This window comes from Pseudomonas sp. B6001 (assembly GCF_013386015.1).
GTDB lineage: Bacteria > Pseudomonadota > Gammaproteobacteria > Pseudomonadales > Pseudomonadaceae > Aquipseudomonas.
The window spans coordinates 322088-336172 of sequence record NZ_JACAOX010000017.1; the positions used below are offsets into that span (position 1 = coordinate 322088).

Sequence of the window (14085 nt, forward strand, 5' to 3'; positions counted from 1 at the left end):
TTTCAGTTCCCCTGCTTATCGTCAACGATGCGGTATTCGGCGCTGCGGGCGTGGGCGGTCAGCGACTCGCCACGGGCCAGCACGGAAGCGGTCTTGCCCAACTCCGACGCGCCCTCTGGCGAGCAGAAGATGATCGACGAGCGCTTCTGGAAGTCATACACGCCCAGCGGCGAGGAGAACCGCGCAGTGCCCGACGTGGGCAGCACGTGGTTGGGACCTGCGCAGTAGTCGCCCAGGGCTTCGCTGGTGTGGCGGCCCATGAAGATCGCGCCGGCGTGGCGAATCAGCGACAGCCAGGCTTGTGGGTCGGCGACGGACAACTCCAGGTGTTCCGGGGCGATGCGGTTGGCCACTTCGATGGCCTGCTCCATGTCGCGGACCAGGATCAGGGCGCCACGGCCATTGATCGACTTCTCGATGATCTCGGCGCGCTCCATGGTCGGCAGCAGCTTGGCGATGCTGGCGGCGACCTTGTCCAGGAATTCGGCATCCGGGCTGACGAGGATCGCCTGGGCGTCTTCGTCGTGCTCGGCCTGGGAGAACAGGTCCATGGCGATCCAGTCCGGGTCGGTCTGGCCGTCACACACCACGAGGATTTCCGAAGGGCCGGCGATCATGTCGATGCCGACCTGGCCAAATACATGGCGCTTGGCCGTGGCCACGTAGATGTTGCCCGGGCCAACCACCTTGTCGACCTTCGGCACGCTTTCGGTGCCGTAGGCCAGGGCCGCTACCGCTTGGGCGCCACCGATGGTGAACACGCGATCAACGCCCGCGATGCAGGCCGCTGCCAGCACCAGTTCGTTGATTTCGCCGCGCGGGGTAGGCACCACCATGACCACTTCGGTCACGCCGGCCACCTTGGCCGGAATCGCGTTCATCAGTACCGAGGACGGGTACGACGCTTTGCCGCCCGGCACGTACAGGCCGGCACGGTCCAGCGGCGTGACCTTCTGGCCCAGTACGGTGCCGTCGGCCTCGGTGTAGCTCCAGGAATCCTGTTTCTGTTTCTCGTGGTAGCTGCGCACCCGCGCGGCCGCCACTTCCAGGGCTTCGCGCTGGGGCGCGGTGATGCGGGTCAAGGCCAGTTCCAGGCGTTCGCGGGGCAGGATCAGGTCGGCCATGGAGGCGACATCCAGGCCATCGAACTGCCGGGTAAAATCAACCAGCGCCGCGTCACCGCGCTCGCGCACGGCCTTGATGATGTCGAGCACCCGCTGGTTGACCGAATCGTCGGACACGCTTTCCCAGCTCAGCAGATGATCCAGATGATGGGCGAAATCCGGGTCGGCAGCGTTGAGTCGGGCAATTGCAGTGGACGTGGTCATAGCGAGGGCCTCATAGGAATGGCAAAAATGCTCAGGCGCCGAAAGTTAGCAGTCGATCCGCTTGGGCACCTGAGAATTCTGGCTATGAGGCGGATAGACGGGCGCGGCTTGAGGCCGCGCGGGTGAGTCAACCGCGGTGTCGAGACTCCACTGCCTTGCGCAGGGTGTCGATCAACGCCTGGATACGGGCGTGCTGCATTTTCATCGAAGCTTTGTTGACGATCAGCCGGGAGCTGATGTCGGCGATAAAGTCCTGGGGCTCCAGGCCGTTGGCGCGCAGGGTGTTGCCGGTGTCGACCACGTCGATGATCTTGTCGGCCAGGCCGATCAGCGGTGCCAGCTCCATCGAGCCGTAAAGCTTGATGATGTCGACCTGGCGGCCTTGCTCGGCGTAGTAACGCTTGGCAACGTTGACGAACTTGGTCGCCACCCGCAGGCGGCCTTTAGGCTCGACGTCACCGACACGGCCGGCGGTCATCAGCTTGCACAGGGCGATACGCAGATCCAGCGGCTCGTACAGGCCCTGGCCGCCATATTCCATCAACACGTCTTTGCCAGCGACGCCGAGGTCGGCCGCGCCATGTTCAACGTAAGTTGGCACATCGGTGGCACGCACGATCAGCAGGCGAACGTCGTCCTGGGTCGTGGGGATGATCAGCTTGCGGCTCTTGTCCGGATTCTCGGTCGGCACGATGCCCGCTTCAGCCAGAAGCGGCAAAGTGTCGTCAAGGATGCGGCCCTTGGACAGTGCGATGGTCAACATGGGAAACGTCAGTCCTTCATCAGGCTATTGCTGTCCGGTCGCAATCGGCGCCAGACACAGATCGAGGCCATTACAGCCTCGACTTGAAACAAATCAGCTAACAGCATACATCGTCATGTGGCGAGGGAGCTTGCTCCGGCTGGGGCGCGAAGCGGCCCTGATCTTTGTTTAAAAAGACTGGGACTGCTGCGCAGTCCAGCGGGAGCAAGCTCCCTCGCCACAATGAACGTGTTTGCAGTTCCTGGAACTAGCCCGGTACGCGGCGGATTTTCGCGCCGAGCATCTGCAGCTTCTCTTCGATGCACTCGTAACCACGGTCTATGTGGTAGATGCGGTCGATGAGGGTGTCGCCGTCAGCGCACAACGCCGAGATCACCAGGCTGGCGGAGGCACGCAGGTCGGTAGCCATCACTGGCGCGCCCTTGAGCTTCTCGATGCCGGTCACGATGGCGGTGTTGCCTTCGACCTGGATCTTGGCGCCCATGCGGTGCAGCTCGTACACGTGCATGAAGCGGTTTTCGAAGATGGTCTCGATCACGGCACCGGTGCCTTCGGCAATCGCGTTCAGGGAAATGAACTGCGCCTGCATGTCGGTCGGGAACGCCGGGTACGGAGCGGTACGCACGTTAACGGCTTTTGGCCGCTTGCCATGCATGTTCAGCTCGATCCAGTCTTCACCGGTGGTGATCTCGGCGCCGGCTTCCTTGAGTTTTTCCAGGACGGCTTCGAGGATGGTCGGATCAGTGTCCTTGACCTTGACACGGCCACCGGTGACGGCAGCAGCGACCAGGTAGGTACCGGTCTCGATGCGGTCCGGCATCACTTTGTAGGTAGCCGAATGCAGGCGTTTCACGCCATCAATGGTGATGGTGTCGGTGCCGGCGCCGGTGATGTTGGCACCCATGGCGATCAGGAAGTTGGCCAGGTCGACCACTTCCGGCTCGCGCGCGGCGTTTTGCAGCACGCTGCGGCCATTGGCCAGGGCAGCGGCCATCATGATGTTCTCGGTACCGGTCACACTGACGGTATCAAAGAAGAAGTTTGCGCCACGCAGGCCGCCTTCCGGCGCCTTGGCCTTGATGTAGCCGCCTTCGACGTCAATGGTTGCACCCATGGCTTCGAGGCCACGGATGTGCAGGTCCACCGGACGCGAACCGATGGCGCAACCGCCAGGCAGTGCGACTTCGGCTTCGCCGAACCGGGCAACCATCGGGCCCAGTACCAGGATCGAGGCGCGCATGGTTTTCACCAGCTCGTACGGTGCGATCAGGGTCTTGATGGTGCGCGGGTCGATTTCGACGCTGAGTTTCTCATCGATCACCGGCTCGATGCCCATGCGACCGAACAACTCGATCATGGTGGTGATGTCATGCAGGTGCGGCAAGTTGGCCACGGTAACCGGGCCATCGCACAGCAAGGTCGCTGCCAGGATCGGCAGGGCGGAGTTCTTCGCCCCGGAAATACGGATCTCGCCATCAAGACGAGCACCGCCGGTAATAATCAATTTATCCATAAGAATCTCGACGCCTTGGGGGCTCAGGTGCGCTCGGCCCAGGCCGCGCGGCTGAAAAATTTCATAGTGACCGCATGGATGCTGCCATCGGTGATCCACGGGTTCAAATGGGCATAGATCTGCTGCTGACGCTTGACCGGGCTCAATGCCGCCAGTTCATCGCTAATCACGTTCAGCTGGAAATTGCAGCCTTCGCCCTCAACTTCAACATTAGTTTCGGGCAGCTTTCCTTCAAGGAAGCTTTTAACTTCTAGGGCCTGCATGATCAACCTCTATGGGCGCCCAGTGCGCGCGGGTCGCACATCATACAAAAAAGCCCCGCGCCTGCGAACCCCGCATAGCAGGACTCTGACGGGGGGCTTCTTTAATAATGTGTATTAAGGATGCGCCAACAGCTCGGTCAGACCGGAAACCTCAGCGATTTCACGCATGTCTTCGGGCAATGCACGAATGCTCACCGGCTTTTTGACGGCCTGCGCATCGCGCATGAAACACAGCAGCAACGACAAGCCGACGCTGCTGGACTTCACCACCGCCGAGCAATCCAGCACCAGCGCAGGAGCGGTACTGGCATTGATCAGCGCCTGGCCCTGCTTGCGCAGGGCGGGCCCAGTGCTGTAATCCAGCACGCCGCTGAGCAACAGCTCACCGGACTCGCCAAGGCGAATGGCCGACTCGGTCATTGGGCAGGCTTCCCGGCAGCTTTGTCGGTTTCTTCCTTGGCCTTGGCCACTTCACCGGCCCAACCGTTGATGGTTTTGTCCAGGTCGTTGCCATTGCGCTGCATGGCATCCGCGAACTGGTCACGGAACAGCTTGCCAATGTTGATGCCGTTGATGATCACGTTACGCAGTTTCCACTCGCCGTTGACCTTCTCGAGCGTGTACTGCACAGGGTAGACCGCGCCGTTGTTGCCCTTGACGCTCATGTTGACGCTGGTGCGGTCACCCGACTCATCCCCGGCAGGGGCGACGGTAATCCCCTGGTTGTTGTACTCCAGCAGGGCATTGCCGTAGAACTGGAACAAGCCCTTCTTGAAGTTTTCCTGGAATGTCTGCATCTGCGCAGGCGTAGCCTTGCGCGAGTACTTGACGGTCATGATGCTTTTGGAAATACCTTCAGCATCGACAACAGGCCCGACAATCGTGTTCAGCGCGTTATAGAACTGACTCGGGTCCTGCTTGTACTTTTCCTTGTTGGCACTCAGGTCAGCCAACATCTTGTTGGTGGTGTCCTGCACTAGGTCATGCGCAGAACCGCCGGCAGCGGCGTTAGCCATCAACGGCAGTGCCGCGAGCAGTACCAACAGGCCACGTCGCAAAGTAGAGATCATGAACACATTCCTCATTTGGCGTCTTTATTGACGGTATTGAGCAGGAATTTACCGATCAAGTCCTCCAGCACCAACGACGACTGTGTGTCATGAATGGTCGAACCATCCTTGAGCAGGGCAGATTCCCCGCCGACGCTGATGCCGATGTACTTCTCGCCCAGCAGGCCAGCGGTGAGGATAGACGCAGTGGAGTCAGTCGGCAGGTTATCTACCTTCTTGTCCACCTGCATGGTCACACGGCCGGTGAAGCTGTCGCGGTCCAGATCGATTGCCGTGACCTTGCCGATGGTTACACCCGCCATGGTCACTTTAGCTCTGACAGTCAAACCGGCGATATTGTCGAAGTAGGCGTAAAGTTTATAAGTATCGGCGGTGGGGCTGGCCGATAGGCCGCTGACTCGCAGGGCGAGCAACAGTAAAGCCAGGATGCCAGCCAGCAAGAAAAGGCCGACACCGATTTCCACAGTGCGGTTTTGCATCAGAAATCTCCAAACATCAAGGCGGTCAAAATGAAGTCAAGGCCCAGTACCGCCAGCGAGGCGTACACAACGGTCTTGGTGGTGGCGCGACTGATCCCTTCTGAGGTGGGCTCACAGTCATAGCCTTGGAATACGGCGATCCAGGTCACTACAAAGGCGAAGACGATGCTTTTAATGATGCCGTTGAGCACGTCGCCGCTGAAGGTCACGCTGTTTTGCATATTGCCCCAGTAGGAGCCGTCGTAGACCCCCAGCCAGTCAACCGCGACCCAGGAACCGCCCCAGATTCCCACCACGCTGAACACCATCGCCAGCAGTGGCAGGGAAATGAAGCCGGCCCACAGACGCGGGGCAACAATGTACTTGAGCGGATCGACACCGATCATTTCCAGGCTGGACAGCTGTTCGGTGGCCTTCATGTTGCCGATTTCGGCCGTCAGTGCCGAACCGGCACGCCCGGCAAACAGGAGAGCGGTCACCACCGGGCCCAACTCACGCAACAGCGTCAGGGCAACCATCTGCCCAACAGCCTGCTCGGACCCGTAGCTGGAGAGGATATTGAAGCCTTGCAGCGCCAGCACCATGCCGATGAACACCCCGGAGACCACGATGATCACCAGAGACATCACGCCCACGGAGTGCAGTTGCTTGATCAGCAGGCCGAAACCGCCGCCAATACCGCCGCGGCCGAGCAAGGCATGAAACAGGAAAATCGTCGAACGCCCCAGCACACCGATGATATCGATGCCGGAGCGACCGAAAAGGCGAACCTTTTCGAGTAATGATGTCTTGCGCATCAGCGCTTCCCCAGAAGATCTGAGCGGTAGTCCGCTGCCGGAAAGTGAAAAGGCACCGGGCCATCGGGATCGCCGGTCATGAATTGGCGAATGCGCGGGTTGTCTGCGTTCATCAGTTCTTCAGGCGTGCCCTGCCCCAGCACCTGGCCATCGCCCACTACATATAGGTAGTCGGCAATGCTCGCGGTCTCGGCCAGGTCGTGGGAAACCACGATACTGGTGATACCCAACGCATCATTGAGCAGGCGGATCAGGCGTACCAGCACCCCCATGGCAATCGGGTCCTGGCCAACGAAAGGCTCGTCGTACATGAGAATCTGCGGGTCGAGGGCGATGGCACGCGCCAGGGCGACACGACGCTTCATGCCTCCGGACAACTCGTCGGGCATCAAATCGATAGCACCGCGCAGCCCGACGGCCTGCAATTTCAGCAACACAATGTCACGAATCATTTCATCGGACAGCTGTGTATGCACCCGCAGCGGGAACGCCACGTTTTCGAAAACATCTAGATCGGTAAACAACGCGCCGCTCTGGAACAGGACGCCCATGTGTTTGCGGGCATCGAACAGGTCACTGCGCGAAAGGGTCGGCAAGTTCTGGCCATTGACCCAGACTTCACCGGCGGAGGGGCGCAATTGCATGCCCATCAGGCGCAGCAGCGTAGTCTTGCCGCAGCCGGAAGGCCCCATGATGCCCGTGACTTTGCCGCGGGGAATGCGAATATCCACATTATTGAAGATGCTGCGCGTACCGCGCTTGAAGGAAAGGCCCTTCAGCTCGACCGCGTAGGCGTTATCGGCACTCATCTAAACTCCTTGGGATGCAGCCTTTCACTCAGACACTTTGTTTTCGACAAATGCTTGCGCCGAATAGACAAAAAGGCCGTGCGGACCGAACTGGCCGCGAACTATATCACTGCTGGTACAGCGCCCCCAAGGCCGGAACAGAGCTTGTTCAGAAACAGGACAGCTAAAAAATCCTGGCTGAGGTTCAATCTCAACCACGGGCGTATTGAATAAAGCCTGACGAACTTGTGTGAGGGAATTGATCATTACCGTTATAATCGCCGACTTTTCGTCAGGCTATACGATTTCAGACATGAGCCAATCCAGCGACCTTATTCAATCCGCACAACGCACCATCCGCCTCGAGCTTGAAGCCGTAGAAGGCTTGCTGGCCCATATCGACGCGGATTTCGTACGCGCCTGCGAGATGATTCTGGCCAGCAAGGGCCGCGTAGTGGTGGTCGGCATGGGCAAATCCGGGCATGTCGGCAACAAGATCGCCGCCACCCTGGCGAGCACCGGGACCACCGCGTTCTTCGTGCATCCGGCCGAAGCCAGCCACGGCGACATGGGCATGATCACCCGGGACGACATCATCCTGGCACTGTCCAACTCCGGCACCACCAACGAAATCGTGACCCTGCTGCCGCTGATCAAGCGCCTGGGTATCCAGCTGATCAGCGTGACCGGCAACCCGGACTCGACGCTGGCTAAAGCCGCCGAAGTGAATTTGAACGTGCACGTTGCCCACGAGGCCTGCCCGCTGAACCTGGCACCGACCTCCTCCACCACCGCTGCCCTGGTCATGGGCGATGCGCTGGCCGTGGCATTGCTGGAAGCCCGCGGGTTTACCGCCGAAGACTTCGCGTTTTCCCACCCGGGCGGCGCCCTTGGCCGTCGCCTGCTGCTGAAAGTGGAAAACGTCATGCACGCCGGCGACGAGCTGCCACAAGTGCCACGCGGCACCTTGCTGAAAGATGCCTTGATGGAAATGACCCTCAAGCGCCTGGGCATGACCGTAATCCTGGAGTCCGACGGGCGGCTGGCCGGGGTCTTCACCGACGGCGACCTGCGCCGCACCCTGGACCGCAACCTCGACATCCAGACCGCCACCATCGACGAAGTCATGACGCCTCACGGCAAGACCGCACGCCCTGACATGCTCGCGGCCGAAGCACTGAAGATCATGGAAGACCACAAGATCCTGGCGCTGGTGGTGGTCGACAGCGACGACCGTCCGGTTGGCGCCCTGAACATGCACGACTTGCTGCGTGCGGGAGTGATGTAAATGACCACCGACCTGTTGCAACGGGGCAAGCACATCAAGCTGGCGATTTTCGACGTCGACGGCGTGCTGACGGATGGCCGCCTGTACTTTCTGGAAGACGGCAGCGAATTCAAGACGTTCAACACCCTCGACGGCCAGGGCATCAAGATGCTGATGGCGGCGGGCGTGCAAACCGGCATCATCAGCGGTCGCAAGACCCCGGTTGTGGAACGCCGCGCACAAAACCTGGGTATTCCTCACCTGTATCAGGGCCGCGAGGATAAACTGGTGGTTCTGGACGAGCTTCTTGGCCAACTCAACCTAAGCTATGAGCAGGTTGCGTACCTGGGTGACGATTTACCCGACCTGCCGGTGATTCGCCGGGTCGGCCTGGGCATGGCCGTGGCCAATGCGGCGGCGTTCGTTCGCGAACACGCCCATGGTGTAACCACCGCCCGCGGCGGCGAAGGCGCCGCCCGCGAGTTCTGCGAGTTGATTCTGCGCGCCCAAGGCAGCCTTGAAGCGGCCCACGCCGCCTACCTATAGAGCGTTTTATGCTGAGTAAAAAGATTCGCAATTTCCTGATACTTGCAGTCATCGCCGCGGTTTTCCTCGCGGTCGGCTACTGGAATATCAGCCCGGAGCGCTTCCTCGACAAGCCGGTTGCACAGGTTGACGAGAGTGCTATCGACTATTACGCCATCAACGCCCACAGCATCCAGTACCTGCCCGATGGCAAGGTCCAGTATGAAATGACCTCCGACAAGGTCGAACACTTGAAGGCATCCGAGGTCACTTTGCTGACCAAGCCGGACATGAACCTGTACCGCGGCGCCGAATTTCCGTGGCACGTCACCAGCGAGCGTGGCGAGGTCAACCCGGACGGCACCCAAGTGGAACTGATTGACTCGGTGCGGGTAGCCCGCACTGACGCCAAGAACCGCGACACCATTATTACCAGCAGTCGCATGACCGTATTCCCACAGAAGCAATATGCGCAGACCGAGCAAGACGTTAGAATTGACGGCGCTGGCGGTGTATCGACTGGCAAGGGAATGAAAGCGTATTTGAAAGAAAGCAGGATACACCTGCTATCGAACGTAAGAGGACAGTATGAGGCTCGTTAAAACCCTCCCTATTTTGCTCGGCCTGGGCGCAGCACTGGGAAGCGTGAGCGCCTGGGCTCTGCCGAACGATAGCCAGCAACCGATCCACATTCAGGCTGACGATGCGCAGCTGGATGACAAGCAAGGTATCGCGACCTACACGGGCAGCGTGATCATCACCCAGGGCTCGATGAAAGTGACGGGTAACACCGTGACACTGACTCGTACCCCGGCAGGCGATATCGACGTGGTCACTTCGGTGGGCAACCTGGCGTATTTCGAACAACTGCAGAAAGTGGGCGACCCTACGCCGGTCAAAGGCTATGGCAAGACGATCCAGTACCACGCCCAGCAAAACCGCATCGTGCTGATCGACCAGGCCCGGGTCATCAATGACGGCAACACCACCGACGGCGAAAAAATCGTCTACGACACGGTGAAGCAGATCGCCCAGGCCGGCCGTGCTACCGGCTCGAAAATCAGCACGCCGAAGCCGCGTATCGACATGGTTATCCAGCCGAAGCAGAAACCGGGCGCAGCCCAGCCGGCGCCGAAACCCGACGCGAAGAAGGCGAATTAATGGCAACCCTGAAAGCCCAGCATCTGGCCAAGGCTTATAAAAGCCGTCAGGTCGTGCGTGACGTCAGCCTGTCGATCGACAGCGGCCAGATCGTCGGCTTGCTCGGCCCCAACGGTGCCGGCAAGACCACCTGCTTCTACATGATCGTCGGCCTGGTGCAGGCCGATCAAGGCCGCGTCCTGATCGACGACCTGGACGTGAGCCACCAGCCTATGCACGGCCGTGCGCAGGCGGGTATCGGCTATCTTCCCCAGGAAGCATCGATCTTCCGCAAACTGTCGGTTTCCGACAACATCATGGCCATCCTCGAGACCCGCAAGGAACTCGACCGCGCCGGGCGCAAGAAAGAGCTGGAAAGCCTGCTGCAGGAATTCCACATCAACCACATTCGCGACAACCTCGGCATGAGCCTTTCCGGCGGCGAGCGTCGTCGTGTGGAAATCGCCCGCGCGCTGGCCACGGCGCCCAAGTTCATCCTGCTGGACGAACCTTTCGCCGGTGTCGACCCGATCTCGGTCGGCGACATCAAGCAGATCATCCATCATCTCAAGGCCAAGGGCATCGGTGTATTGATCACCGACCACAACGTCCGTGAGACACTCGATATCTGCGAAACCGCCTACATCGTCAACGATGGACAGCTGATTGCCGAAGGTGACTCTGCCACTATCCTGGCCAACGAACTGGTCAAGGAAGTGTATCTGGGTCACGAGTTCCGCCTGTAAACACGGTGGTATCAGGCCATTCGCCATGGAGCGCGGTAGTCAATAAAAACCTCAGTATTTTTATTGTTACCGCGCTCTAGGCAAAGCCCCCGATATCAGGCATATAATTTGCTTATGTTTGGCGCTCACGCGCCCTGTCGTGGATGGCGCATTGCGCCGGCGAATAAGGTGTTAAGCCCCTGCCATGAAACCATCGCTAGTCCTGAGAATGGGCCAGCAGCTGACGATGACACCGCAGCTGCAACAGGCCATCCGCCTGCTCCAATTGTCGACCCTGGACCTGCAACAGGAAATCCAGGAGGCCCTGGAGTCCAATCCGATGCTCGAACGCCAGGAAGAAGGCGACGACTTCGATAATGCAGACCCGCTGGCCGACAACATCGAGCAAAAGCCCAACCCCGACGTACAGGAACCCTCCTACCAGGAAACCGCCCCCACGGTGGATAACCTTGAGGAAGGCGAATGGAACGAACGCATTCCCAACGAACTTCCCGTGGATACCGCCTGGGAAGACGTCTACCAGACCAGCGCCAGCAGCCTGCCCAGCAACGATGACGACGAGTGGGACTTCACCACCCGCACATCTGCCGGCGAGAGCCTGCAAAGCCATTTGCTCTGGCAGCTGAACCTGGCACCGATGTCCGATACCGATCGCCTGATCGCCGTGACCCTGATCGATTGCATCAACAACCAGGGCTACCTGGACGAGACCCTTGAGGAGATCCTCGAGGCGTTCGACCCGGAACTGGACATCGAACTGGACGAAATCGAAGCCGTCCTGCACCGCATCCAGCAATTCGAGCCGGCCGGCATCGGCGCCCGCAACCTCAGCGAGTGCCTGCTGCTGCAACTGCGCCAATTGCCGGCCAAGACGCCTTGGCTGAGCGAAGCGCAGCGCCTGGTCACCGACTACATCGACCTGCTGGGCAGCCGCGACTACAGCCAGCTGATGCGCCGCATGAAGCTCAAGGAAGATGACCTGCGCCAGATCATCGAGCTGGTGCAGAGCCTCAACCCACGCCCGGGCTCGCAGATCGAGTCCAGCGAAGCCGAATATGTCGTGCCCGACGTGATTGTGCGCAAGGACAACGAACGCTGGCTGGTGGAGCTGAACCAGGAATCGGTGCCGCGCCTGCGGGTCAATCCGCAATACGCAGGTTTTGTGCGCCGCGCCGACACCAGCGCTGATAACACCTTCATGCGTAACCAACTGCAGGAAGCCCGCTGGTTCATCAAGAGCCTGCAAAGCCGCAACGAAACCCTGATGAAAGTCGCCACCCAGATCGTCGAGCACCAGCGCGGCTTCCTGGAATACGGCGATGAAGCGATGAAGCCGCTGGTATTGCACGACATCGCCGAGGCGGTGGGCATGCACGAATCAACTATTTCCCGGGTGACCACGCAAAAATTCATGCATACCCCACGGGGTATTTATGAGCTGAAATACTTTTTCTCCAGCCACGTCAGCACCTCCGAAGGCGGCGAATGCTCGTCCACGGCGATCCGCGCGATCATCAAAAAACTGGTTGCCGCGGAAAATCAGAAAAAGCCGTTGAGTGACAGCAAGATCGCTGGTTTACTGGAGGCACAAGGCATTCAGGTCGCCCGTCGAACCGTCGCCAAGTACCGCGAGTCCCTTGGGATCGCGCCTTCCAGCGAGCGTAAACGTTTGATGTGACGGGCGGGCCATAGCGTTCCAGTGGCGGGTATTCCTACCCGCCGCTTTATGCACTGGCAACGAAGGAGAAGCTGTATGCAAGTCAACATCAGTGGACACCATGTAGAAGTCACCCCTCCATTGCGCGAATACGTCGAGCTGAAGCTGAAGAAGCTTGAGGGCCATTTCGACAAGATCACCAACGTGCAGGTCATCATGAAGGTCGACAAGCTTCAGCAGAAAATCGAAGCGACACTTCAGATACCCGGTGGCGAAGTGGTCGCCAATGCCGAACATGAAGACATGTATGCATCAATCGACTTGCTCACAGACAAGCTTGACCGCCAACTTAAAAAGCATAAGGAAAAGCAGCAGAGCCTTCTTCAAGGCACTGGCCGCTAACACTCCCCACCCATGATCCGACTTGAAACCATCCTGACCCCCGGCCGTTCCCTCGTGAACGTGCCGGGCGGCAGTAAAAAGCGCGCCCTCGAACAAATTGCCAACCTGATCGGCCGCGAAGTGCCCGAACTGGATACGCAAGCTGTGTACGAGGCCCTGATCGCCCGTGAAAAGCTCGGCTCCACCGGCTTTGGCAACGGCATCGCCATTCCTCACTGCCGCCTGCAAGGCTGTGAGTCTCCAGTCAGCGCCCTGCTGCACCTGGACGCCCCTATCGATTTCGACGCCATCGACGGCGCGCCGGTCGACCTGCTGTTCGTACTGCTGGTCCCGCAAGCTGCCACCGATGCGCACCTGGAGCTGCTTCGGCAGATCGCCAGCATGCTCGACCGCAAGGACGTACGCGACAAACTGCGTAGTGCCTCAAGCAATGAGGCGCTCTACCAGGTTGTCCTGGATGAACAAAACGGGCATTAATCATGCGTTTGATCATCGTCAGCGGCCGTTCCGGCTCAGGTAAAAGCACGGCCCTCAATGTTCTTGAGGACAACGGCTTCTATTGCATCGACAACCTGCCCGCCGGCCTGCTACCGGAACTGGCGGAACGCGCGCTGATTCATACCGAGCTGGCGCAACCGCTGGTCGCCGTGTCGATCGACGCCCGCAACCTGCCCAGCCACCTCACACGCTTTCCTGAACTGCTCGAAGAAGTGCGGGCCAAGCATATCCATTGCGATGTGCTGTACCTGGACGCCGACGAAGAGACCCTGCTCAAGCGCTTCTCCGAAACCCGTCGCCGCCACCCGTTGAGTAGCCCTCATCGTTCCCTGGCCGAAGCCATCGAGGACGAGACCAAACTGCTGGGGCCGATCATTGACCTGGCCGACCTCAAGATCAACACCACCAGCCTGAACCTGTATCAACTGCGGGATGCGATCAAGCTGCGCCTGCTGAACCAGCCGGAGCCAGGCACGGCGTTCCTTGTCGAGTCGTTCGGTTTCAAGCGCGGCATGCCGGTAGATGCCGACCTGGTGTTCGATGTGCGCTGCCTGCCCAACCCGTACTGGAAGCCGGAACTGCGGGATCAGTCGGGGCTGGACCAACCTGTGGCCGAGTACCTGGCGGCGCAACCGGATGTCGAGGAAATGTACCAGGACATCTCCAGCTACCTGCTCAAATGGCTGCCGCGTTTTGCGGCCAGCAATCGGGCTTATGTCACCATCGCCATTGGCTGCACCGGCGGCCACCACCGATCCGTCTACCTGACCGAACGCCTGGGCAAGGTGCTGCAACAAACCCTCAAGAACGTCCAGGTTCGCCACCGCGACCTCAGCTGAAAGGAACACC

General features: G+C 59.7%; 18 protein-coding genes. 9 read left to right on the forward strand and 9 right to left on the reverse strand.

Translation table 11 applies throughout. The annotated features are described in order from the left end of the window. Positions 1-2 precede the first annotated feature (2 nt). The 9 genes from hisD to HX821_RS18865 form a co-directional block, all read right to left on the reverse strand. A complete protein-coding gene (gene hisD / locus HX821_RS18825; protein ID WP_177036219.1) occupies positions 3-1328 on the reverse strand; it encodes a histidinol dehydrogenase in 1326 nt (441 codons plus the stop codon). 127 nt (positions 1329-1455) lie between these two features. Beyond that, entirely contained in the window at positions 1456-2091 is a 636-nt protein-coding gene (gene hisG, locus HX821_RS18830; protein ID WP_003188599.1) for an ATP phosphoribosyltransferase, read from the reverse strand. Positions 2092-2338: 247 nt separating this feature from the next. Beyond that, positions 2339-3604 carry a UDP-N-acetylglucosamine 1-carboxyvinyltransferase gene (gene murA, locus HX821_RS18835; protein WP_003216140.1) on the reverse strand — a complete coding sequence of 422 codons (1266 nt, stop codon included), beginning with the start codon at positions 3602-3604 and terminating at the stop codon, positions 2339-2341. A gap of 23 nt (positions 3605-3627) precedes the next feature. Continuing rightward, positions 3628-3867: a BolA family protein gene (locus HX821_RS18840; protein ID WP_008434291.1), complete on the reverse strand. Its 240-nt coding sequence runs from the start codon at positions 3865-3867 to the stop codon at positions 3628-3630. 114 nt (positions 3868-3981) lie between these two features. Further along, positions 3982-4287: a lipid asymmetry maintenance protein MlaB gene (locus HX821_RS18845; protein ID WP_003216137.1), complete on the reverse strand. Its 306-nt coding sequence runs from the start codon at positions 4285-4287 to the stop codon at positions 3982-3984. After that, positions 4284-4937, reverse strand: coding sequence for a phospholipid-binding protein MlaC (locus HX821_RS18850; protein WP_003216135.1), 654 nt, complete (start codon positions 4935-4937; stop codon positions 4284-4286). Before HX821_RS18850 ends, HX821_RS18845 begins: the two co-directional genes overlap by 4 nt. An 11-nt stretch (positions 4938-4948) precedes the next feature. After that, a complete protein-coding gene (gene mlaD, locus HX821_RS18855; protein ID WP_003216133.1) occupies positions 4949-5416 on the reverse strand; it encodes an outer membrane lipid asymmetry maintenance protein MlaD in 468 nt (155 codons plus the stop codon). Continuing rightward, on the reverse strand, positions 5416-6213 hold the full coding sequence (mlaE, locus tag HX821_RS18860) for a lipid asymmetry maintenance ABC transporter permease subunit MlaE (RefSeq protein ID WP_003216131.1): 798 nt from the start codon (positions 6211-6213) through the stop codon (positions 5416-5418). Before mlaE ends, mlaD begins: the two co-directional genes overlap by 1 nt. Then, entirely contained in the window at positions 6213-7022 is an 810-nt protein-coding gene (locus tag HX821_RS18865; protein WP_003216128.1) for an ATP-binding cassette domain-containing protein, read from the reverse strand. The genes mlaE and HX821_RS18865 overlap by 1 nt, the downstream gene beginning before the upstream one ends. Before the next feature lie 292 nt (positions 7023-7314). On the opposite strand from HX821_RS18865, the gene HX821_RS18870 reads away from it, so the two are divergent. The 9 genes from HX821_RS18870 (at position 7315) to rapZ (ending at position 14075) form a co-directional block, all read left to right on the forward strand. Then, the gene (locus HX821_RS18870) at positions 7315-8289 is read left to right on the forward strand and encodes a KpsF/GutQ family sugar-phosphate isomerase (protein ID WP_003216126.1); all 975 of its coding nucleotides are present in this window, start codon (positions 7315-7317) and stop codon (positions 8287-8289) included. Further along, positions 8290-8814: an HAD family hydrolase gene (locus HX821_RS18875; protein WP_087692862.1), complete on the forward strand. Its 525-nt coding sequence runs from the start codon at positions 8290-8292 to the stop codon at positions 8812-8814. An 8-nt stretch (positions 8815-8822) separates the two neighbouring features. Then, positions 8823-9395: an LPS export ABC transporter periplasmic protein LptC gene (gene lptC, locus HX821_RS18880; RefSeq protein WP_003216122.1), complete on the forward strand. Its 573-nt coding sequence runs from the start codon at positions 8823-8825 to the stop codon at positions 9393-9395. Next, a complete protein-coding gene (gene lptA, locus HX821_RS18885; RefSeq protein ID WP_023659193.1) occupies positions 9382-9954 on the forward strand; it encodes a lipopolysaccharide transport periplasmic protein LptA in 573 nt (190 codons plus the stop codon). Before lptC ends, lptA begins: the two co-directional genes overlap by 14 nt. Continuing rightward, a complete protein-coding gene (gene lptB / locus HX821_RS18890; RefSeq protein ID WP_003216119.1) occupies positions 9954-10679 on the forward strand; it encodes an LPS export ABC transporter ATP-binding protein in 726 nt (241 codons plus the stop codon). Before lptA ends, lptB begins: the two co-directional genes overlap by 1 nt. A gap of 184 nt (positions 10680-10863) precedes the next feature. Then, positions 10864-12357 carry an RNA polymerase factor sigma-54 gene (locus tag HX821_RS18895; RefSeq protein ID WP_003216117.1) on the forward strand — a complete coding sequence of 498 codons (1494 nt, stop codon included), beginning with the start codon at positions 10864-10866 and terminating at the stop codon, positions 12355-12357. Positions 12358-12432: 75 nt separating this feature from the next. Beyond that, positions 12433-12738, forward strand: coding sequence for a ribosome hibernation-promoting factor, HPF/YfiA family (gene hpf, locus HX821_RS18900; RefSeq protein WP_003216115.1), 306 nt, complete (start codon positions 12433-12435; stop codon positions 12736-12738). Positions 12739-12750: 12 nt separating this feature from the next. Then, the gene (gene ptsN, locus HX821_RS18905) at positions 12751-13215 is read left to right on the forward strand and encodes a PTS IIA-like nitrogen regulatory protein PtsN (RefSeq protein WP_003216114.1); all 465 of its coding nucleotides are present in this window, start codon (positions 12751-12753) and stop codon (positions 13213-13215) included. 2 nt (positions 13216-13217) lie between these two features. Continuing rightward, complete coding sequence (rapZ, locus tag HX821_RS18910) at positions 13218-14075, forward strand: RNase adapter RapZ (protein WP_003216111.1); 858 nt, start codon at positions 13218-13220, stop codon at positions 14073-14075. Positions 14076-14085: the final 10 nt, after the last annotated feature.